General features: G+C 55.0%; 17 protein-coding genes, 1 tRNA gene, 1 rRNA gene and 1 other annotated feature. Of the genes, 18 read left to right on the top strand and 1 reads right to left on the bottom strand.

The genetic code is table 11. The annotated features are described in order from the left end of the window. Positions 1-2: 2 nt before the first annotated feature. The 17 genes from rplA (at position 3) to AACX78_RS19910 (ending at position 19,220) form a co-directional block, all read left to right on the top strand. Positions 3-704 carry a 50S ribosomal protein L1 gene (rplA, locus tag AACX78_RS19990; protein WP_159167201.1) on the top strand — a complete coding sequence of 234 codons (702 nt, stop codon included), beginning with the start codon at positions 3-5 and terminating at the stop codon, positions 702-704. Between the two features lie 256 nt (positions 705-960). Continuing rightward, positions 961-1,461: a 50S ribosomal protein L10 gene (gene rplJ, locus AACX78_RS19985; protein ID WP_005318563.1), complete on the top strand. Its 501-nt coding sequence runs from the start codon at positions 961-963 to the stop codon at positions 1,459-1,461. A gap of 51 nt (positions 1,462-1,512) precedes the next feature. Beyond that, entirely contained in the window at positions 1,513-1,875 is a 363-nt protein-coding gene (gene rplL, locus AACX78_RS19980) for a 50S ribosomal protein L7/L12 (RefSeq protein WP_005318565.1), read from the top strand. Positions 1,876-2,097: 222 nt separating this feature from the next. Further along, entirely contained in the window at positions 2,098-6,126 is a 4,029-nt protein-coding gene (rpoB, locus tag AACX78_RS19975; RefSeq protein WP_005318568.1) for a DNA-directed RNA polymerase subunit beta, read from the top strand. Between the two features lie 91 nt (positions 6,127-6,217). Further along, entirely contained in the window at positions 6,218-10,522 is a 4,305-nt protein-coding gene (gene rpoC, locus AACX78_RS19970) for a DNA-directed RNA polymerase subunit beta' (RefSeq protein WP_005318570.1), read from the top strand. 196 nt (positions 10,523-10,718) lie between these two features. Further along, positions 10,719-11,435 (top strand): helix-turn-helix transcriptional regulator, encoded by a 717-nt coding sequence (locus tag AACX78_RS19965; protein ID WP_005318572.1) that lies wholly within the window; start codon positions 10,719-10,721, stop codon positions 11,433-11,435. 25 nt (positions 11,436-11,460) lie between these two features. After that, a complete protein-coding gene (locus AACX78_RS19960; RefSeq protein WP_005318574.1) occupies positions 11,461-11,841 on the top strand; it encodes a RidA family protein in 381 nt (126 codons plus the stop codon). A gap of 86 nt (positions 11,842-11,927) precedes the next feature. Continuing rightward, complete coding sequence (gene tusD / locus AACX78_RS19955; RefSeq protein WP_005318576.1) at positions 11,928-12,320, top strand: sulfurtransferase complex subunit TusD; 393 nt, start codon at positions 11,928-11,930, stop codon at positions 12,318-12,320. 9 nt (positions 12,321-12,329) lie between these two features. Beyond that, entirely contained in the window at positions 12,330-12,686 is a 357-nt protein-coding gene (tusC, locus tag AACX78_RS19950) for a sulfurtransferase complex subunit TusC (RefSeq protein ID WP_159167200.1), read from the top strand. Positions 12,687-12,693: 7 nt separating this feature from the next. Beyond that, positions 12,694-12,972, top strand: a complete 279-nt coding sequence (gene tusB, locus AACX78_RS19945) for a sulfurtransferase complex subunit TusB (protein ID WP_159167199.1) — start codon at positions 12,694-12,696, stop codon at positions 12,970-12,972. A gap of 183 nt (positions 12,973-13,155) precedes the next feature. Then, the gene (gene rpsL / locus AACX78_RS19940; RefSeq protein ID WP_005306278.1) at positions 13,156-13,530 is read left to right on the top strand and encodes a 30S ribosomal protein S12; all 375 of its coding nucleotides are present in this window, start codon (positions 13,156-13,158) and stop codon (positions 13,528-13,530) included. A gap of 93 nt (positions 13,531-13,623) precedes the next feature. After that, positions 13,624-14,094, top strand: coding sequence for a 30S ribosomal protein S7 (gene rpsG / locus AACX78_RS19935; protein WP_005318583.1), 471 nt, complete (start codon positions 13,624-13,626; stop codon positions 14,092-14,094). A 74-nt stretch (positions 14,095-14,168) separates the two neighbouring features. Beyond that, complete coding sequence (gene fusA, locus AACX78_RS19930; RefSeq protein WP_005318585.1) at positions 14,169-16,274, top strand: elongation factor G; 2,106 nt, start codon at positions 14,169-14,171, stop codon at positions 16,272-16,274. Positions 16,275-16,328: 54 nt separating this feature from the next. Next, positions 16,329-17,513, top strand: a complete 1,185-nt coding sequence (tuf, locus tag AACX78_RS19925; RefSeq protein ID WP_033135315.1) for an elongation factor Tu — start codon at positions 16,329-16,331, stop codon at positions 17,511-17,513. A 111-nt stretch (positions 17,514-17,624) separates the two neighbouring features. Further along, positions 17,625-18,167: a D-glycero-beta-D-manno-heptose 1,7-bisphosphate 7-phosphatase gene (gene gmhB, locus AACX78_RS19920; RefSeq protein WP_159167198.1), complete on the top strand. Its 543-nt coding sequence runs from the start codon at positions 17,625-17,627 to the stop codon at positions 18,165-18,167. Between the two features lie 473 nt (positions 18,168-18,640). Further along, positions 18,641-18,725: a sequence feature (23S ribosomal RNA rRNA prediction is too short), on the top strand. Positions 18,726-18,930: 205 nt separating this feature from the next. Further along, positions 18,931-19,045 (top strand): 5S ribosomal RNA (rrf, locus tag AACX78_RS19915). A gap of 98 nt (positions 19,046-19,143) precedes the next feature. Then, a tRNA-Asp gene (locus AACX78_RS19910) sits at positions 19,144-19,220 on the top strand. A gap of 151 nt (positions 19,221-19,371) precedes the next feature. On the opposite strand, the gene AACX78_RS19905 is transcribed toward AACX78_RS19910, so the two are convergent. After that, positions 19,372-19,704 carry a cupin domain-containing protein gene (locus AACX78_RS19905; protein ID WP_021139898.1) on the bottom strand — a complete coding sequence of 111 codons (333 nt, stop codon included), beginning with the start codon at positions 19,702-19,704 and terminating at the stop codon, positions 19,372-19,374. Between the two features lie 228 nt (positions 19,705-19,932). Between AACX78_RS19905 and AACX78_RS19900 the strand changes: the two genes are divergently transcribed. Further along, positions 19,933-21,291, top strand: coding sequence for an NCS2 family permease (locus AACX78_RS19900; RefSeq protein ID WP_201302905.1), 1,359 nt, complete (start codon positions 19,933-19,935; stop codon positions 21,289-21,291). Positions 21,292-21,316 lie beyond the last annotated feature (25 nt).

The raw sequence follows: 21,316 nt of genomic DNA, 5'->3' as shown, positions 1-21,316 counted from the left end.
CAATGGCAAAACTTTCCAAGCGTATGCGCGTTATTCGCGAAAAAGTTGACGGTACCAAAGAGTACTCCATCAACGAAGCCATTGCCCTGCTGAAAGAACTGGCTACCGCCAAGTTCGTTGAAAGCGTTGACGTTGCTGTCAACCTGGGTATCGATGCTCGTAAATCTGACCAGAACGTTCGTGGTGCTACTGTACTGCCGCACGGTACCGGTCGTGATGTACGTGTTGCCGTATTCACCCAGGGTGCCAACGCCGAAGCTGCCAAAGCTGCCGGTGCTGAACTGGTTGGTATGGATGACCTGGCCGATCTGGTCAAGAAAGGCGAGATGAACTTCGACGTCGTCATCGCATCCCCGGATGCCATGCGTGTTGTTGGTCAACTGGGTCAAATCCTGGGCCCGCGTGGCCTGATGCCGAACCCGAAAGTTGGTACTGTAACCCCGAACGTTGCTGAAGCTGTGAAGAATGCTAAAGCTGGTCAGGTTCGTTACCGTAATGACAAGAATGGTATTATCCATACCACTCTGGGTAAGGTTTCTTTCGACGAAGTTCAGCTGAAAGAAAACTTGGAATCACTGCTGGTTGCCCTGAAAAAGGCCAAGCCGTCTTCCGCCAAAGGTATCTTCATCAAGAAAGTCAGCATCTCCACCACCATGGGTGCCGGTGTTGCCGTAGACCAAGCTTCTCTGGAAGCTCAGGCCTAATTGATGGATTTTACAAGGCGCAAAATTTAATCTATAATTTTGCGCCTTGATTGGTTGGGGGCTTCGACCTCCGTCCAAGACCGCAGGAGGCCGCAAAGCCTTAATCCTTCCTGCGTAGACGGTGCCGGAAACCCAGCGAGAAAGATTCTTTCTCTTCTGGAATCCTGCTACCGCATCGTTCCCCTCTGTTGTGAAGGTAGGGGGGATGTGTCAGTACTGAGTCATGAGACTCAGATTCAATCCAGGAGTTAAGCCAATGGCATTGGGACTCGAAGACAAAAAGGCAATTGTTGCTGAAGTCAACGAAGCTGCCAAAGGCGCCCTGTCCGCAGTTGTAGCCGATTCTCGCGGCGTCACTGTAGACAAGATGACCGTCCTGCGTAAAACCGCTCGTGAAGCCGGTGTGTACATGCGCGTTGTGCGTAACACCCTGCTGCGTCGCGCGGTTGAAGGTACCGAATTCGCGTGCCTGAACGACGTATTGACTGGTCCTACCTTGATTGCTTTCTCCAACGAACACCCGGGCGCTGCTGCTCGTCTGTTCAAAGAGTTTGCCAAAGCGAACCAAAAGTTCGAAATCAAGGCCGGCGCTTTTAACGGTGAGTTTATCGCCGCAGCACAAATTGATCGTCTGGCCACGCTGCCGACTTACGACGAAGCAATTGCGAAGTTGATGGCGACTATGAAAGAAGCCTCTGCTGGCAAGCTGGTTCGTACCATCGCTGCTGTGCGTGATCAGAAACAAGCTGCTGCTTGATTCTCGCCTATTTAGGCTGTTTGAGTTTATTCAACATCAGGAATTTTTGTCATGTCTATCACTAAAGACCAAATCATCGAAGCCGTTGCTTCCATGTCCGTAATGGAAGTTGTTGAGCTGATCGAAGCTATGGAAGAGAAGTTCGGTGTTTCTGCCGCTGTTGCTGTTGCTGCCGGTCCGGCTGCTGAAGCAGTAGAAGAGAAAACCGAGTTCGACGTAGTTCTGACTGCTGCTGGCGCCAACAAAGTTGCCGTCATCAAGGCCGTTCGTGCCGCTACCGGTCTGGGCCTGAAAGAAGCCAAGGACCTGGTAGAAGCCGCTCCTGCCAACCTGAAAGAAGCCATCTCCAAAGATGAAGCTGAAACTCTGAAGAAGCAGCTTGAAGAAGCTGGTGCTTCTGTTGAGATCAAATAATCTGCATTTATGTAGATTAGCCTGATAAAACAGGCTAGGGCTGGTGAATATTTGTTCACCAGCCTTTTTGCGCTGTAGACTGAGAGCATTTCACACCGTTTACGACTCTCGGTGCACCAGCAATCCGGACCGTATCATCGTCCGGGCCAACACAAAACGGTGTTGAGACAGAGCTGTCCCGCGGGACAGAGTGGGTCACTTATCAGCGAGCTGAGGAACCCTATGGTTTACTCTTATACCGAAAAAAAACGCATTCGTAAGGACTTCGGTAAGCGAGACCAGGTACTGGACACGCCTTATCTGTTGTCCATTCAGCTGGACTCCTTCAAGCAGTTCATCGAGGCTGACCCGGAAGGTGAATATGGCCTAGAGGCCGCTTTCCGTAGCGTTTTCCCGATCACCAGTTACTCCGGTAGTGCTGAGCTTCAGTATGTCAGCTATCGCCTGGGTGAGCCGGTATTTGACGTAAAAGAATGCCAGATCCGTGGAGTGACCTACTCCGCGCCGCTGCGTGTCAAGCTTCGTATGGTTCTGTACGATCGTGAAGCAGCTGCCGGCACCGTCAAAGACATCAAGGAACAAGAAGTATACATGGGCGAAATTCCGCTCATGACCGAGAACGGCACCTTTGTTATCAATGGTACCGAGCGGGTAATCGTCTCCCAGCTGCACCGTAGCCCGGGCGTCTTCTTCGACCACGATAAAGGCAAAACTCATTCATCCGGTAAGGTGCTGTATAACGCCCGCGTTATCCCCTACCGTGGTTCCTGGCTGGACTTCGAGTTCGATGCAAAAGACAATCTGTTTGTCCGTATCGACCGTCGCCGTAAATTGCCGGCTTCCATTATTCTGCGCGCCCTGGACTTCAGTTCCGAAGAAATCCTGGCCAACTTCTTCGAGACCATAGGTTTTGAAGTAAAAGATGGCAAGTTGATGATGGATCTGGTGCCGGAGCGCCTGCGTGGTGAAACTGCGACCTTTGACATCGTGGCCAATGGCGCCGTGGTGGTTGAGACCGGTCGTCGTGTGACTGCGCGTCACATCCGTCAGTTGGAAAAAGATGCCGTTACCCAGATTGAGGTACCGGTTGAGTATGTTGTTGGCAAAGTTGCTGCCAAGAACTACACGCATCCGCAAACTGGCGAAATGGTTGTGACTGCCAACCAGGCATTGAGCCTGGAAGCGGTTGCCAACCTGTCCCAAGCCGGCTTCAAGCACTTCGAGGTTCTGTTCACCAACGAACTGGATCACGGTGCCTACATGTCCGAGACCCTGCGTATCGACTCCAGCTCCAGCCGTTTGGAAGCCCTGGTCGAAATTTATCGCATGATGCGTCCGGGCGAGCCGCCCACCCGTGAAGCAGCAGAACAGCTGTTCGAGAACCTGTTCTTCTCTTCCGAGCGTTACGACCTGTCTACCGTAGGTCGGATGAAGTTCAACCGTCGTCTGTCCCGTGAAGATGAGACCGGCGCTGGCACTCTGACCAAAGACGACATCGTCGAAGTCATGAAGCGCCTGATCGACATCCGTAACGGCAATGACGAAGTGGACGATATCGACCACCTGGGTAACCGTCGTATCCGTTCTGTCGGTGAAATGGCTGAAAACCAGTTCCGTGTCGGTCTGGTGCGTGTCGAGCGTGCGGTCAAGGAGCGTCTCTCCCTGGGCGACCTGGACACTCTGATGCCGCAGGATCTGATCAACGCCAAGCCGATCTCCGCCGCAGTCAAAGAGTTCTTTGGTTCCAGCCAGCTGTCTCAGTTCATGGACCAAAACAACCCGCTGTCCGAAGTCACCCACAAGCGCCGTATCTCTGCGCTGGGCCCGGGCGGTTTGACCCGTGAGCGTGCCGGTTTTGAAGTTCGAGATGTGCACCCGACTCACTACGGTCGTCTGTGCCCTATCGAGACTCCTGAAGGTCCGAACATCGGTCTGATCAACTCTCTGTCCGTGTACTCTCGTACCAACGAGTATGGTTTCCTCGAGACGCCGTACCGTAAAGTCATTGACGGTGTGATCACCGACGAAGTGGACTATCTGTCTGCTATTGAAGAAGGCAAGTACGTGATCGCACAGGCTAACGCCGCGACCACCGAAGATGGCCGTCTGAAAGATGAATTGATCCCGTGCCGCCACAAAGGTGAATCCACCTTTATGAACGCCGACCAGATCCAGTATATGGACGTGAGCCCGCAGCAGATCGTATCTGTGGCAGCCGCTCTGATCCCCTTCCTGGAACACGATGATGCTAACCGAGCTCTGATGGGTTCGAACATGCAACGTCAGGCCGTACCGACTCTGCGTGCTGACAAGCCGCTGGTAGGTACCGGTATGGAACGCGCCGTGGCCGTTGACTCCGGTGTAACCGTAGTGGCCAAGCGTGGCGGCATGATCGACTACGTCGATGCCTCCCGTATCGTTATCAAGGTCAATGAAGATGAGCTGCTGCCAGGCGAAGCCGGCATCGACATCTACAGCCTGACCAAGTACACCCGTTCCAACCAGAACACCTGTATCAACCAGCGTCCTTGCGTGATGTTGGGTGAGCCGGTCATGGCCGGTGACGTGGTTGCTGACGGCCCGTCTACCGATCTGGGCGAACTGGCGCTGGGCCAAAACCTGCGCGTCGCGTTCATGCCGTGGAACGGTTACAACTTTGAAGACTCGATTCTGGTGAATGAGCGTGTTGTTCAGGAAGATCGCCTGACCACCATCCATATCCAGGAACTGGCCTGTATCTCCCGTGACACCAAGCTGGGTCCGGAAGAGATCACTGCCGACATCCCGAACGTGGGTGAAGCCGCACTGTCCAAGCTGGACGAGTCCGGTATCGTTTACGTGGGTGCCGAAGTGAAGGGCGGCGACATTCTGGTCGGCAAGGTAACACCGAAAGGTGAAACCCAGCTGACGCCGGAAGAGAAGCTGCTGCGCGCCATCTTCGGTGAGAAGGCCTCCGATGTGAAGGACTCCTCCCTGCGTGTGCCGAACGGTGTGTACGGTACCGTGGTTGACGTGCAAGTCTTTACCCGCGATGGCGTGGAAAAAGACAAGCGCGCCAAAGAAATCGAAGAGATGCAGCTGAAGGAAGCGAAGAAGGACTTGACCGAAGAGTTCAAGATCCTGGAAGACGGCATTTTCGGCCGCTCCCGCAACCTGCTGCTGGCCGCCGGTTACAGCGAAGATCGTCTGAACAAGCTGGATCGTACCAAGTGGTTTGAATTGGCCATCGAAGATGAAGCCAAGCAGATCGAGCTGGAACAGATCGCCGAACAGCACATCGAGCTGAAAGCCGACTTCGACAAGAAGTTCGAGAACAAGCGTCGCAAGATTATCCAGGGTGATGATCTGGCGCCGGGCGTACTGAAAATCGTCAAGGTTTACCTGGCAGTCAAGCGTCGCATCCAACCGGGTGACAAGATGGCGGGCCGTCACGGTAACAAGGGTGTTATCTCCAAGATCTGCCCGGTCGAGGATATGCCTCATGACGAATACGGCCGTCCGGTCGACATCGTACTGAACCCCTTGGGCGTACCGTCCCGTATGAACATCGGTCAGATCCTCGAAGTACACCTGGGCCTTGCTGCCAAGGGTATCGGCGAGAAGATCGACCGCATGATCAAGGAACAGCGCGCGCTGCACGAGATGCGTGACTTCCTGCAACAGGTCTATGACCTGGGCGAGAAAGACACCAAGCAAGTGGACATCGCCGAGCTGTCTGACGACGACGTACGTACCCTGGTGGGTAACCTGCGCAAGGGTCTGCCGGTCGCTACACCTGTCTTTGATGGTGCCAAAGAGCACGAAATCAAAGCCTTGCTGAAGCTGGCCGATCTGCCGGAATCCGGTCAGATCTCCCTGTTCGACGGTCGTACCGGCAACGTCTTCGAGCGTAAGGTCACCGTGGGTTACATGTACATGCTGAAGCTGAACCACTTGGTAGACGACAAGATGCATGCGCGTTCTACCGGTTCTTACAGCCTGGTTACCCAGCAACCGCTGGGTGGTAAGGCGCAGTTCGGTGGTCAGCGTTTCGGTGAGATGGAAGTGTGGGCCCTGGAGGCTTACGGTGCGGCATATACCCTGCAGGAAATGCTGACCGTCAAGTCTGACGATGTGAATGGCCGTACCAAGATGTACAAAAACATCGTGGATGGCGACCACCGTATGGAGCCGGGCATGCCCGAATCCTTCAACGTACTGTTGAAGGAAATCCGCTCTCTGGGTATCAACATCGAGCTGGACGAAGAGTAAGAGCTCGCTCTTATTGTTCGAGAATTGACGTGGGCGCCCCGCTGCTTTGGCAGTAGGGGCGCCGAGGTTAGACTCCTGACAGGGGAAACACGTGAAAGACTTACTCAAGTTTTTGAAGGCTCAGACCAAGACCGAAGAGTTTGACAGTATTAAGATCGGTCTGGCCTCTCCTGACATGATCCGCTCCTGGTCATTCGGTGAGGTCAAAAAGCCTGAGACCATCAACTACCGGACTTTCAAGCCGGAACGTGATGGTCTGTTCTGTGCCCGTATCTTCGGACCGGTGAAGGACTACGAGTGTCTGTGCGGCAAGTACAAGCGCCTGAAACACCGTGGTGTGATCTGCGAGAAGTGTGGCGTAGAAGTGACCCAGACCAAGGTCCGTCGCGAGCGTATGGGCCATATCGAGCTGGCCAGCCCGACTGCCCACATCTGGTTCCTGAAGTCCCTGCCGTCCCGTATCGGTCTGCTGCTGGACATGACCCTGCGTGACATCGAGCGCGTGCTGTATTTCGAATCCTATGTAGTGATCGAACCCGGCATGACCAACCTCGAGCGCAGCCAGATGCTCTCCGAAGAGAACTATCTGGACGCACTGGAAGAGTGGGGCGACGAATTTGACGCCAAGATGGGTGCCGAAGCAATCCTTGCATTGCTGCGTGCCATCGATCTGGAAGGTGAAGTCAAGACCATGCGTGAGGAGCTGGATCAAACCAACTCCGAAACCAAGCGCAAGAAGACCACCAAGCGTCTGAAGCTGATGGAAGCCTTCCTGCAGTCCGGCAACAAGCCGGAGTGGATGATCATGACAGTGCTGCCTGTGCTGCCGCCGGACCTGCGTCCGCTGGTACCGCTGGACGGCGGCCGTTTCGCGACTTCCGATCTGAACGATCTGTATCGTCGCGTGATCAACCGTAACAACCGCTTGAAGCGTCTGCTGGACCTGGCTGCACCGGACATCATAGTGCGCAACGAAAAGCGCATGCTGCAAGAGTCCGTGGATGCCCTGCTGGACAACGGCCGTCGTGGTCGTGCCATCACAGGTTCCAACAAGCGTCCGCTGAAATCCTTGGCCGATATGATCAAGGGTAAGCAAGGTCGTTTCCGTCAAAACCTGCTGGGCAAGCGCGTCGACTACTCTGGTCGTTCCGTTATCACCGTAGGTCCGACCCTGCGTCTGCATCAGTGCGGTCTGCCGAAGAAGATGGCGCTGGAACTGTTCAAGCCGTTCATCTATGGCAAGCTGGAATCCCGCGGTCTGGCGACCACCATCAAGGCCGCCAAGAAGATGGTGGAGCGTGAAGAAGCTGTCGTTTGGGATATCCTGGACGAAGTGATCCGCGAACACCCGGTTCTGCTGAACCGTGCACCGACCCTGCACCGTCTGGGTATCCAGGCGTTTGAACCGACCCTGATCGAAGGCAAGGCTATCCAGCTGCACCCGCTCGTTTGTGCCGCCTATAACGCGGACTTCGATGGTGACCAGATGGCGGTCCACGTACCGCTGACCCTGGAAGCCCAGCTTGAAGCGCGTGCGCTGATGATGTCTACCAATAACATCCTGTCGCCTGCCTCCGGTGAGCCGATCATTGTTCCTTCCCAGGACGTGGTCTTGGGTCTGTACTACATGACCCGTGCCCGTATCAACGCCAAGGGCGAAGGTATGGTGCTGGCCGGCCCGAAAGAGGCCGAGAAGGTATATCGCGCCGGTCTGGCCGATCTGCATGCTCGCGTCAAAGTACGTATCACCGAATATCTCCGTCAGGCAGATGATTCGCTGGTAGAGCGTACCGAGCTGAAGAACACCACTGTTGGTCGTGCGATCCTGAGCCTGATCCTGCCGAAAGGCATGGAATATGCCCTGATCGATGAGCCCAAGGTGCTGACTGCTGCAGAGCAGGCCGATCTGGATGCCAATCCGCAGAACTGGATCAAGAGTGTTTCCAACAAGGCGTTGGGTAAAAAGCTCATTTCCCGTCTGCTGAACACCTGCTATCGCAAGCAGGGCCTGAAGGACACCGTTATCTTCGCTGACCAGCTGATGTATACCGGTTTCCATTATGCGGCCCTGTCCGGTGCGTCCGTTGGTATCGATGACATGGTCATCCCGGATGCCAAGAAAGACATCATCGCCGCTGCCGAAGCCGAAGTTGCCGAGATCCAGGACCAGTTCCTGTCCGGTCTGGTGACCGCGGGCGAACGCTACAACAAGGTTATCGATATCTGGGCCAGCGCCAACGAGCGCGTCTCCAAGGCCATGATGGAGAACTTGTCCAAAGAGCGTGATGTCAACTCTCTGGGTGAAGAAGAAGAGCAAGCGTCGTTCAACAGCATCTTTATGATGGCCGACTCTGGTGCGCGGGGTTCCGCAGCCCAGATCCGTCAGCTGGCCGGTATGCGTGGCCTGATGGCCAAGCCGGATGGCTCCATCATCGAGACCCCTATCGTGGCTAACTTCCGCGAAGGTCTGAACGTACTGCAGTACTTTATCTCCACTCACGGTGCCCGTAAGGGTCTGGCGGATACCGCACTGAAGACGGCTAACTCCGGTTACCTGACTCGTCGTCTGGTTGACGTGGCACAAGACATGGTGATCACCGAGGACGATTGCGGCACTGTTGAAGGTCTGTGGATGACTCCGCTGATCGAAGGTGGTGACGTGGTCGAGCCGCTGCGTGAGCGCGTGCTGGGCCGTGTGGTTGCCGATGACGTGATCAAGCCGGGTACTGAAGACGAAATTCTGGTAGCGCGCAACACCCTGCTCGACGAGCAGCTGTGTGACCTGCTGGAGCGCAACTCCGTTGACCGTGTGAAGGTACGTTCTGCCATCACCTGTGAAACTGACTTCGGTAACTGTGCTCACTGCTACGGCCGTGATCTGGCTCGTGGTCACCTAGTTAACAAGGGTGAGGCTGTCGGTGTTATCGCCGCCCAGTCCATCGGTGAACCGGGTACCCAGCTGACAATGCGTACTTTCCACATCGGTGGTGCCGCATCCCGAGCTGCTGCCGAGAGCAGCATCCAGGTCAAGAACACAGGTAGCATCAAGCTGCAGAACGCCAAGTTCGTTCACAACAGCGATGACAAACTGGTTATCACCTCCCGTTCTACCGAACTGACCATCATGGATGACATGGGCCGTACCAAGGAAAGCCACAAGCTGCCTTACGGTTCCGTGCTGGAAGTGAAAGATGGCCAGGCCGTGAGCGCCGGTGACACCGTCGCCAACTGGGATCCGCATACCCACCCGATCATCACTGAAGTGGCGGGTCGCCTCCAGTTCGAGCACATGATCGATGGCGTGACCATCACTCGTCAGACCGACGAGCTGACCGGTCTCTCCTCCATCGTCGTGCTGGATGTCAACGAACGTCCGAGCGCCGGTAAAGAGATGCGTCCGACCGTGAAGCTGGTCGACCAGAACGGCAAGGATGTCATGATCCCGGGTACCGACGTTGCCGCCCAGTACTTCCTGCCGGGCAAGGCGATCGTGAACCTGGAAGATGGTGCCAACGTGGGCGTGGGTGACGCGGTCGCGCGTATCCCGCAAGAGTCCAGTGGTACCAAGGACATCACCGGTGGTCTGCCGCGCGTTGCGGATCTGTTCGAAGCACGTCAACCGAAGGAACCGGCTATCCTGGCCGAGATCTCCGGTACCATCTCCTTCGGGAAAGAGACCAAGGGCAAACGCCGTCTGGTCATCACCCCGACTGATGGTGGCGACGTCTACGAGGAGATGATTCCGAAGTGGCGTAACCTGAACGTGTTCGAAGGTGAAAAAGTTGAGAAGGGTGAAGTGCTGGCAGACGGTCCTGAATCTGCTCACGACATCCTGCGTCTGCGCGGTATCAGCCCGGTCGCCAACTACATCGCCAACGAAGTGCAGGACGTTTACCGTCTGCAAGGCGTTAAGATCAACGACAAGCACATCGAAGTCATCGTCCGTCAGATGCTGCGCAAGTGCGAGATCCTGAGCGCTGGCGACACTGACCTTATCGAAGGCGAGCAGGTTGAAGTGGCTCGCGTGAAGATTGCCAACCGTAAGCTGGTTGCCGAGGGTAAGACTCCGGCCACCTTCCGTCATATCCTGATGGGTATTACCAAGGCATCCCTGAGCACAGAGTCCTTCATCTCCGCGGCTTCCTTCCAGGAAACCACTCGTGTTCTGACCGAAGCGGCCGTTGGCGGCAAGCGTGATGAACTGCGTGGCCTAAAAGAGAACGTGATCGTGGGTCGTCTGATCCCGGCTGGTACCGGCTTTGCCTACCACCATGCCCGGATCAATCAGCGTGCCGCCGCAGCCCGTGCTGTTGGTGTGCCGCAGGTGACTGCCGACGAAGCTCAGCAAAATCTGGCGGATCTGCTCAACGCATCCGGCAGCTTTGACGAAGAGTAATCTTCTGCTGCAGTGATCGAAAAGGGCTCCTTCAAGGGGCCCTTTTTATTGGCTGTTTTCTCGTCAAAGCCAGTCGCCACGTGGATATTCGGATGATCCAGAGCAAGGTTGGAGAGTAAAAAATCAAAAAAAGTTGACTTTGCCCCCCCGCAATTGAAAACTCGGGAAAGTTGAATGGTTATTACAGAGGTAGAACATGACTGTCGGTATCGAGGAAGTGATGCTTCCCGAAGAGCAACTGATCGGTCGCACTTTTACAGACGAAGACAGGGAATTGTTGCGCTCCTATGGAGGGCTTATCGAAGGCTTGGCCGAACTGTTCGGCAAGCACTGTGAAGTGGTTCTTCACTCCCTGGAAAATCTGCACGAGTCCGTGATCAAGATTGCCAACGGGTTCAATACGGGACGGAACGAGGGGGCCCCCATTACCGATCTCGCGCTGCGTATGCTCAAGGACATAGAGAATACCGGCCAGGATTACACCCAGAGTTATTTTGCCCGCAGCCGTACCGGTGCCCTGATGAAGTCGAGTACCATCGCCATCAGGAACAGTGACAAGCAGGTGATCGGTCTTATCTGCATCAACTTGCACATCAATGCGCCTTTTCACGAGTTTGTCGCCGAGTTTTTTCCGACGCCGCAACAAGTTGAGCGCCAGTCACCGGAGACGTTTGCCAACAGTGTGGAAGAGCTGGTCGCCCAGACGGTGGATAACACCATCGATGAGATCAACCGTGATCCGACCGTTGCCAACAATGCTAAAAACAGGTTTATCGTGACCCAGCTGTTCGAGAAGGGCATATTTGATATCAAGGACTCGATCAATCTGGTCGCCGACAAACTGAATATTTCCAAACATACCGTTTATCTGTACATCCGACAGCGCAAGCAGGGTGAAGACGAGAACGAGTAAGCGCCATAGAAGGGGATAGACAAGAATGGCTAAAGAAGTTATTGCAACCGACAAGGCACCAGCCGCAATTGGTCCGTATGTTCAGGCTACCAAACTGGGCGAGCTGGTCTTCACCTCCGGACAGATCCCGCTTGATCCTGCCACCATGGAGATTGTGGCTGGCGGCGTCGAAGCGCAGGCCGAGCAGGTGATGAAGAACCTGGTTGCAGTATTGAAGGCGGCGGGTGCCGACACCAGCAAGGTGCTGAAGACCACCTGTTTCCTCAGCGACATGAACAACTTCGTTGCCTTTAACCAGGTTTATGCACGCTACTTTGGTGACTCGGCGCCGGCCCGCTCCTGTGTGGAAGTGGCCCGTCTGCCCAAAGATGTGCTGGTTGAAGTCGAAGCCATCGCTTACGTCTGATCCACGGCTGAATGAAGAGCCCCTCCCTGGAGGGGCTTTTTTGTCTTTGGCGTAGAATGGATAGAGACCTGCACAGGAGTCCGGATATGAGTTTGAGTTTCGCCCTGTTGGTGACGGGGCCTGCCTATGGCACCCAGTCGGCCAGCACCGCCTACCGTTTTGCCTTGAGCCTCATCGAACAAGGGCATCGACTATCACACCTGTTCTTCTATCAGGATGGGGTCTGCAATGGCAACGAACTGCACGCCCCCGCCTCCGATGAGAGCAACCTGGTGGCGCTGTGGCGTGAGTTGGCCATAGGGCAGGGGATACGTATCGATGTGTGCGTTGCCGCCGCCATGCGGCGTGGTGTGCTCGATGAGACTGAGGCGAAGGGGGCAGGCAAGGTGCAGTTCAACCTGCAGGCACCATTTTGCTTGAGTGGGCTGGGTCAGCTGGCCGAAGCCAGCCTGACCGCCGATCGCTTTGTCCAGTTCTAGGAGGGTGAGATGAACAAGATAGCTTTCATCTGCCGGCGTGGTCCCCATGGTACCGCCGCCGGACGGGAAGGGCTGGATGCCTTGCTGGCGACCTCGGCGCTGACCGAGTCGCTCGCCCTGTTCCTCATCGGTGACGGTGTCTTGCAACTGGTCAAGGAGCAGCAGCCTCAAGCCATCTTGCAGCGCCACTATGCACCGACCTTCAAGCTGCTGGAGCTGTATGACATCGAGGAAGTCTATGTGTGTGCCGACTCGCTTGCCGAACGAGGTCTGACGATGGATGACCTACTGATCCCTGCTGAGAGCCTCTCCCGTGCCGATATCTGCCGCCAGTGGGGCCAATGCGCTACCCATATCTGTTTTTGAGGTGACCATGATACAGCTGATACTGACGTCCCCCTTCCTGAGCCGGGATCTGGAACAGGCGCTCTGCTATCGCCAGCCGGATGATCTCTTGGTGCTGATGCAGGATGCCGTTATCGCGGCTACGGCCCCTCAATGGTGCGAGCGATTGGCAGATATTCCGCTCTATGTGATGCGAGAAGACTTGCAGGCGAGGGGATTGCAGCAGAGGATCGGGTTGGATCTGGATATGGCCGGTCTGGTCGCGTTGATCGCGGAAAAAGGGTCACCACAGACCTGGGGCGGCTAGCATCCATTTTTATCGATGAAGTTCAGTCAGTTATGACTCTTTACAAGGGATCCATTGTGCCCTTTTGCGGCACGGATTGTATAAATCTTGACTCCCTTGACAACAGGGCATAAAATTTCGCGTCCCCGTATCTGCGGGGAGGATTTTTCACATGTTTATGAAGTCATTATCAGGAGCCTTTTGATGGCAACTATTAACCAGTTGGTTCGCAAGCCACGCATCAAGCTCGTTGTTAAAAGCAACGTGCCTGCGCTGGAAGCGTGCCCTCAGAAGCGTGGCGTGTGCACTCGTGTATATACCACCACCCCGAAGAAGCCTAACTCTGCACTGCGTAAAGTATGCCGTGTACGTCTGACCAACGGCTTCGAAGTCACCTCCTACATCGGTGGTGAAGGTCACAACCTGCAAGAGCACTCCGTTGTGCTGATCCGTGGCGGTCGTGTAAAAGACTTGCCAGGTGTTCGTTACCACACCGTTCGTGGTGCGTTGGACTGTGCCGGTGTTAAAGACCGTAAGCAGGCTCGCTCCAAGTATGGCGTGAAGCGTCCGAAAGCTTAATGGTTCTCCGTTAAGTAAGGCCAAACGTTAATTCGTTTCTAGTTAGATAACTTTCTAGTTTTGGGTAACCCCTGAAGTTACGGAGAATTTGAAATGCCAAGACGTCGTGTTGTTGGTCAGCGTAAAATCCTGCCGGATCCTAAGTTCGGATCAGAGCTGCTGGCTAAATTTGTCAACGTAGTAATGGTTGACGGTAAGAAATCTGTTTCCGAAGCCATCGTATATGGCGCGCTGGACATCATTGCCACCAAATCTGGCAAAGATCACCTGGCCGTATTCGAAGAAGCCCTGGACAACATTCGTCCGGCCGTCGAGGTTAAATCTCGTCGTGTCGGTGGTGCAACCTATCAGGTGCCGGTAGAAGTTCGTCCGGTCCGTCGCAATGCCCTGGCAATGCGCTGGTTGGTTGACGCCGCTCGTAAACGTGGTGAAAAATCAATGGCTCAGCGTTTGGCTGGCGAGCTGCTGGATGCCGCTGACAATAAGGGTTCGTCTGTCAAGAAACGTGAAGACGTTCACCGTATGGCTGAAGCGAACAAGGCCTTCGCTCACTTCCGCTGGTAATCCGCTTGCGCAGGGTCTTTTGGCTCTGCGCACCTTCAGTTATCTAGGGGTCCGCTCCTAGTAAGAGGATGACAATGGCTCGTACAACCCCCATTGAGCGTTATCGTAATATCGGTATCTCCGCTCACATCGACGCCGGTAAGACTACTACTACCGAGCGCGTTCTGTTTTACACCGGTGTAAGTCACAAGATCGGTGAAGTTCACGATGGCGCCGCCACCATGGACTGGATGGAACAGGAACAAGAGCGTGGTATCACCATCACCTCCGCCGCGACCACCGCTTTCTGGTCCGGTATGGGTAAACAGTTCCAACCGCACCGTATCAACATCATCGATACCCCCGGCCACGTTGACTTTACTATCGAAGTAGAGCGTTCAATGCGTGTTCTGGACGGCGCCGTGATGGTGTACTGTGCCGTAGGTGGCGTACAGCCACAGTCTGAGACCGTATGGCGTCAGGCTAACAAATACAAAGTTCCCCGTATTGCGTTCGTCAACAAGATGGACCGTACCGGTGCGAACTATCTGCGCTGCGTTGAGCACATCAAAACCCGTCTGAAAGGTACCCCGGTTCCTTTGCAACTGAACATCGGTTCAGAAGAGAACTTCAAGGGCGTTATCGACCTGGTCAAGATGAAAGCCATCAACTGGAGCGAAGCTGACCAGGGCGTATCCTTCGATTACGAAGAGATCCCGGCCGAGCTGCTGGAACAGGCGCAAGAAATGCGCATGTCCCTGGTTGAAGCCGCTGCTGAAGCGTCTGAAGACCTGATGGAAAAATACCTGGGTGGTGAAGAACTGACCGAGGAAGAGATCAAGAAAGCTCTTCGTCTGCGCGTTCTGAACAACGAAATCATCCTGGTTACCTGTGGCTCCGCGTTCAAGAACAAGGGCGTACAGGCCATGCTGGACGCCGTGGTTGACTATCTGCCGGCTCCGACCGACGTAGCTGCCATCGACGGCCTGAAGCTGGACGGCGTTACCAAAGACGAGCGTCATGCATCTGATGACGAGCCGTTCGCTGCTCTGGCGTTCAAGATTGCCACCGACCCGTTCGTAGGCAACCTGACCTTCTTCCGCGTTTACTCCGGTGTGGTTAACTCCGGTGACTCAGTGCTGAACTCTGTCAAAGAGAAGCGCGAGCGTTTTGGCCGTATCGTTCAGATGCACGCCAACAAGCGTGAAGAGATCAAAGAAGTTCGCGCAGGCGATATCGCTGCCGCCATCGGTCTGAAAGACGTGACCACTGGTGACACCCTGTGTGACGAAAAATCACCGATCATCCTCGAGCGTATGGAATTCCCGGAGCCGGTAATCTCCATCGCGGTTGAGCCGAAAACCAAGGCTGACCAAGAGAAGATGGGTCTGGCACTCGGCCGTCTGGCGCAGGAAGATCCGTCTTTCCGCGTATGGACTGACGAAGAATCTGGCCAAACCATCATCGCCGGTATGGGTGAGCTGCACCTGGACATCATCGTTGACCGTATGCGTCGCGAGTTCAAGGTTGAAGCGAACGTAGGTAAGCCTCAGGTTGCCTACCGTGAAACCATCCGCGAAACCGTCAAGGATGTCGAAGGCAAGCACGCCAAGCAGTCTGGTGGTCGTGGTCAGTACGGTCACGTCGTTATCGACATGTACCCGCTGGAAGCCGGCAAAGCCTACGAGTTCGTTAACGACATCAAAGGCGGCGTGATTCCTGGTGAATACATTCCGGGTGTTGACAAGGGTATCCGTGAGCAGCTGAAATCCGGCCCGCTGGCAGGCTATCCGGTAATGGATCTGGGCGTGCGTCTGCACTTCGGTTCTTACCATGATGTCGACTCCTCCGAACTGGCGTTCAAAATCGCTGCTTCCATGGCCTTCAAGTCTGGTTACATGAAAGCCAATCCGGTACTGCTCGAACCGATCATGAAGGTCGAAGTCGAGACTCCGGAAGATTACATGGGCGACGTTATCGGTGACCTGAACCGTCGTCGTGGCCTGATCGAAGGTATGGAAGACGGCCCGTCCGGCAAGATCGTACGTGCCCTGGTGCCGCTGGCCGAGATGTTCGGTTATGCGACCGCACTGCGTTCCGCTACCCAAGGTCGTGCTTCCTACGCAATGGAATTCGCTAAGTACTCCGACGCCCCGAACAACGTGGCTCAGGCAGTTATCGAAGAGCGCAAATCCAAGTAATTTATGATTCCCCGCCTACGACGGTAGGCGGGTTTAACCTAGAAGGACTACGTCGTGTCTAAAGAAAAATTTGAGCGTAACAAACCGCACGTTAACGTGGGTACCATCGGCCACGTTGACCACGGTAAAACCACTCTGACTGCAGCCATCACCAACGTGCTGGCCAAGCACTTCGGTGGTAAAGCTTTCGCCTTCGACCAGATCGACAAGGCACCGGAAGAGCGTGAGCGTGGTATCACCATCAACACCTCCCACGTAGAATACGATACCGCTACCCGCCACTACGCGCACGTAGATTGCCCGGGTCACGCCGACTACGTTAAAAACATGATCACTGGTGCTGCCCAGATGGACGGCGCGATCCTGGTAGTAGCCGCGACCGACGGCCCGATGCCGCAAACTCGTGAGCACATCCTGCTGGGTCGCCAGGTTGGTATCCCGTACATGATCGTGTTCATGAACAAGTGCGACATGGTAGATGACGAAGAGCTGCTCGAACTGGTCGAGATGGAAGTTCGTGAACTGCTGACCGAGTATGACTTCCCGGGTGATGACCTGCCGGTAGTTCGTGGTTCCGCGCTGAAAGCGCTGGAAGGCGACGCGGCATGGGAAGAGAAGATCATCGAGCTGGCTGGCCACCTGGATACCTATATCCCGGAGCCGGAGCGCGCAATTGACCTGCCGTTCCTGATGCCTATCGAAGACGTATTCTCCATCGCTGGCCGTGGTACCGTAGTAACCGGTCGTGTAGAGCGCGGTATCGTCAAAGTCGGTGAGACCGTAGAAATCGTGGGTATCAAAGATACCGTTTCTACCACCTGTACCGGTGTTGAAATGTTCCGCAAGCTGCTGGACGAAGGTCGTGCAGGCGAGAACATCGGCGCGCTGCTGCGTGGCGTCAAGCGTGAAGACGTAGAGCGTGGTCAGGTACTGGCCAAGCCGGGCTCCATCAAGCCGCACACCAAGTTTGAATCTGAAGTGTACGTACTGTCCAAAGAAGAAGGTGGTCGTCATACCCCGTTCTTCAAGGGCTACCGTCCGCAGTTCTACTTCCGTACTACCGACGTGACCGGTACCATCGAACTGCCGGAAGGCGTTGAAATGGTAATGCCAGGCGACAACATCAAAATGGTTGTTACCCTGATTGCGCCGATCGCAATGGACGACGGCCTGCGTTTCGCTATCCGTGAAGGTGGCCGTACCGTAGGTGCTGGTGTTGTAGCTAGCGTAATCGCTTAATCGATTCGTTATTACAAACATCAAAAGGGGTGGCTTCGGCCGCCCCTTTTTCTTTTTGGGCCTTATGCCCTATGAGATACTTTGCAAAATCATTTATTGAGGTAATCCCCAGTGAGCAAGCCCGCCATTTTTCTGGACCGTGACGGTGTCATCAACGAAGACACAGGTTATGTCAGCCAAGTCGATGACTTCCATTTCCTGCCCGGTGTGATCGAAGCCCTGCAACTGTTAAAGAAGAAAGGCTATCTGTTGATCGTCGTCACCAATCAGTCTGGTATTGCCCGCGGCTACTTCAGTGAAGATGACTTCATGAATCTGACCGAATGGATGGATTGGTCACTGGCCGATCGGGATGTGGATCTCGATGGAATCTATTTCTGTCCACATCACCCGGATCACGGCGCGCCTTGTGATTGCCGCAAACCTGAGCCCGGCATGCTGCTGTTGGCGCAACAGGAGCTGGACGTCGACATGAGTCGATCCTACATGGTTGGCGACAAACCTTCCGACCTGAAAGCGGCAGCCAGTGCCAAGGTTGGTCATAAAGTCATGGTGCGTACTGGCAAACCTGTAACTGACGCCGGCATCGCCTTGGCGGATGCCATCTACGACAACCTGCACGATTTCGCCGTTTCAGTGCCCGTCGCGGGCTGATTTCGTTCGCTTAACATGCGCATTGGTGGCTTTGTGAGCGAACGGTTGATGAAAGCCATCTTTTTGCAATTATCTGCTTGCCAGAAAGATTCAACTCCCTATAATGCACCTCCATCGACAGGGCAAGCGGCAACGCAAACAACCTCGTCGATAACCTCGAAAAGCCTTTGAAAATAAGGCTTGACTCGAGAAGGCGGTTGAGTAGAATTCCACTCCCGCAGCAACACACTGTTGCGTCGATCTTTAACAATTTGAATCAAGCAATCTGTGTGGACACTCACAGCATCGAACATCAAACAATTTTGTTGATTTTCAATGTCTGGTGAAGTGACCAAGACGATTTCTTAGCAATAAGAAGTCGAGCAGTTTATTTCAGCAATTCATTGAGCCGCTGAAGTTCATTGCCTCGGTAATGAATGAACGCAAACCAAACTTAAATTGAAGAGTTTGATCATGGCTCAGATTGAGGGTCCTAAAGGGCCGTTGGAGACCACAACGTTGATAGGTGGGGTGTGTAAGCGCAGTGATGTGTTGAGCTAACCCATACTAATTACCCGTGAGGCTTAACCATACAACACCCAAGAAGTGTTTCTGGCCTTGTAGCGAATGAACGAACTACTAACTAATTCAGTGATAGCGAAGCCAACAGGCAAATCGTTATTCACGTCAGCTTTCTCAGATTATTCGGTTCGTCCTGAACCTCACTCTTCGAGCCCGCCTTCGGCGGTTTCGATTTGTTCCGGACAAATCGATGAAGAATTTGCCTGGCGGCCATAGCGCCGTGGAACCACCTGATCCCATGCCGAACTCAGAAGTGAAACGCGGTAGCGCCGATGGTAGTGTGGCATTCGCCATGCGAGAGTAGGACACTGCCAGGCACCCAATTAAACGATGATGTGAAAATTCACGTCATTGGCCGAGAGGATGACACCTCTGATAAGCGGCAAAAGATTTAGCGAAAAGCTAACCAAATAGCGGAGCGGTAGTTCAGTTGGTTAGAATACCGGCCTGTCACGCCGGGGGTCGCGGGTTCGAGTCCCGTCCGCTCCGCCACTAATTCGAAGGCCTTCCCGATCGGGAAGGCCTTTTTGATTTTGCGATCCCTCAAGTTTATCCGCTTCAACCTTCTCAATATTTCCTTGGCTGTATCAATTCAATCCCATTCAAGGTCTAAGGCCTGGCTTTTCCGTCCCCTTCATACACTTCAGTAAAACACGCAGAGCCAGACTGTGGTCATGTCGGGGTGAGTCCATTCCACTCTGTGTTTCTGGCGGGCGGGAATATTGATGTGATCGCCTGGGCCCAGTTGTACCGACTGTTGTGCCTGGGTCTGGGGATCAACGAACAGCAGATTGGCTTCGCCCTGTACGACCAGGATCCACTCATGTTCATCTTGATCGTACCACTCTCCCGGTGCTGTCTGATGTCCGTGAGAGAGAATGCGCTCTATCCGCAGGTGGTTGGTACTGACCAGATCCTGAAAGAGTTCGGTAGGCAGTGGCGAGGGAATATCGTTCAGCAGATTGCGTGTGTGCATAGATTATCTCCCGTCTGGCTGTGCGAATGGTTTCTCTGCAGTATAGAAGTGTGTCCCCTAGGTGAAGGTGATAGCAGTAACAAGCTGGTATGCAAACTTGTGTCCGAACGAGAACGCTTTCCGCCATTTTGATGAAAAAGTCAGGGAATTCGCTGCAATTTCGACAAATTCTTGCTATTTTGCGCGCCACAAACGCAAACGATTTCCTTCACACTTTCAGGACATGTCATGGCAAAGCAAGATATGGCCGCCCAATCAGGGAACGGCGGCTTTTTGGACTCTTATTTTTCCATTTCCGCGCGCGGTAGCAGTGTGCGCCAGGAGCTGTTGGCAGGGCTGACTACTTTCCTTGCCATGGTCTACAGCATCATAGTGGTACCGAACATGCTGGGTGCTGCCGGTTTTGAGCAAGGCCCCGTCTTCGTGGCCACCTGTTTGATCGCCGCCTTCGGCTCTCTGCTGATGGGGCTGTGGGCCAAGCTGCCCATGGCCATAGGTTGCGCCATCTCCCTCACCGCCTTTACCGCGTTCAGTCTGGTACTGGGTCAGGGACTGAGCATTCCGGTTGCCCTCGGCGCCATCTTCCTGATGGGTGTGCTGTTTACCCTGATCAGCGTCACAGGCGTGCGCCAGTGGATCCTGGATAACCTGCCCTCCGGTATCGCCCACGGCACCGGCATCGGTATCGGTCTGTTCCTGCTGCTGATCGCTACCAACGGCGTCGGCATGGTGATCAAGAACGAAGGGGCCGGTCTGCCGGTTCAGCTGGGTGAGGTGACCTCCTTCCCGGTCGTCATGACGGTACTGGGTCTGGCCGCCATCTTCGGTCTGGAGCGTCGGAAGGTTCCGGGCGGCATCCTGATGGTGATCATCGCCATCTCCATCCTCGGCCTCATCTTCGACCCGAAAGTGACCTGGCAGGGCTTCTTCGCCATGCCGAGCCTGACCGGCGAGAAAGGCTCTCTGGTTGGCAGCATGGATCTGCTGGGCGCCCTCAATCCGGTGGTCATTCCGACCGTACTGGCGCTGGTGATGACAGCCGTGTTTGACGCGACCGGCACCATACGTGCCGTGGCCGGTCAGGCGGGCCTTATCAACGAGCGTGGACACATCATCAGCGGCGGCAAGGCCTTGACTGCCGACTCCGTCAGCAGCATGGTCGCTGGCGTGGTGGGTGGAGCTCCGGCTGCCGTCTACATCGAGTCTGCCGCAGGCACCGCGGCCGGTGGCAAGACCGGCCTGACCGCAGCCTTGGTCGGCGTGCTGTTCCTGCTGATGATCTTTCTCTCGCCGCTCAGCTATCTGGTACCGGCTTATGCCACCGCCCCGGCCCTGATGTACGTCGGCCTGCTGATGCTGGGCAACGTCACCAAGCTGGACTTCAGCGATTCGGTCGATGCCCTCGCTGGCATGCTGTGCGCCGTCTTCATCGTGCTCACCTGCAACATCGTCACCGGCATCATGTTGGGCTTCGTGGCGCTGGTCGTGGGTCGTCTGTTTGCCGCCGAGTGGAAGAAACTCAACGTCGGTACCGTCATCATTGCCGCGGCACTGGTGATCTTCTATGCCGGTGGCTGGGCCATCTAACCCGTCCACTTATTCCGGTTGTAGC

Source organism: Aeromonas sp. 9A (assembly GCF_963900955.1).
GTDB classification, from domain to species: Bacteria; Pseudomonadota; Gammaproteobacteria; order Enterobacterales; family Aeromonadaceae; genus Aeromonas; species Aeromonas salmonicida.
Note: the sequence above shows the minus strand (reverse complement) of the source record. Positions and strands in the feature narration are given on the sequence as shown.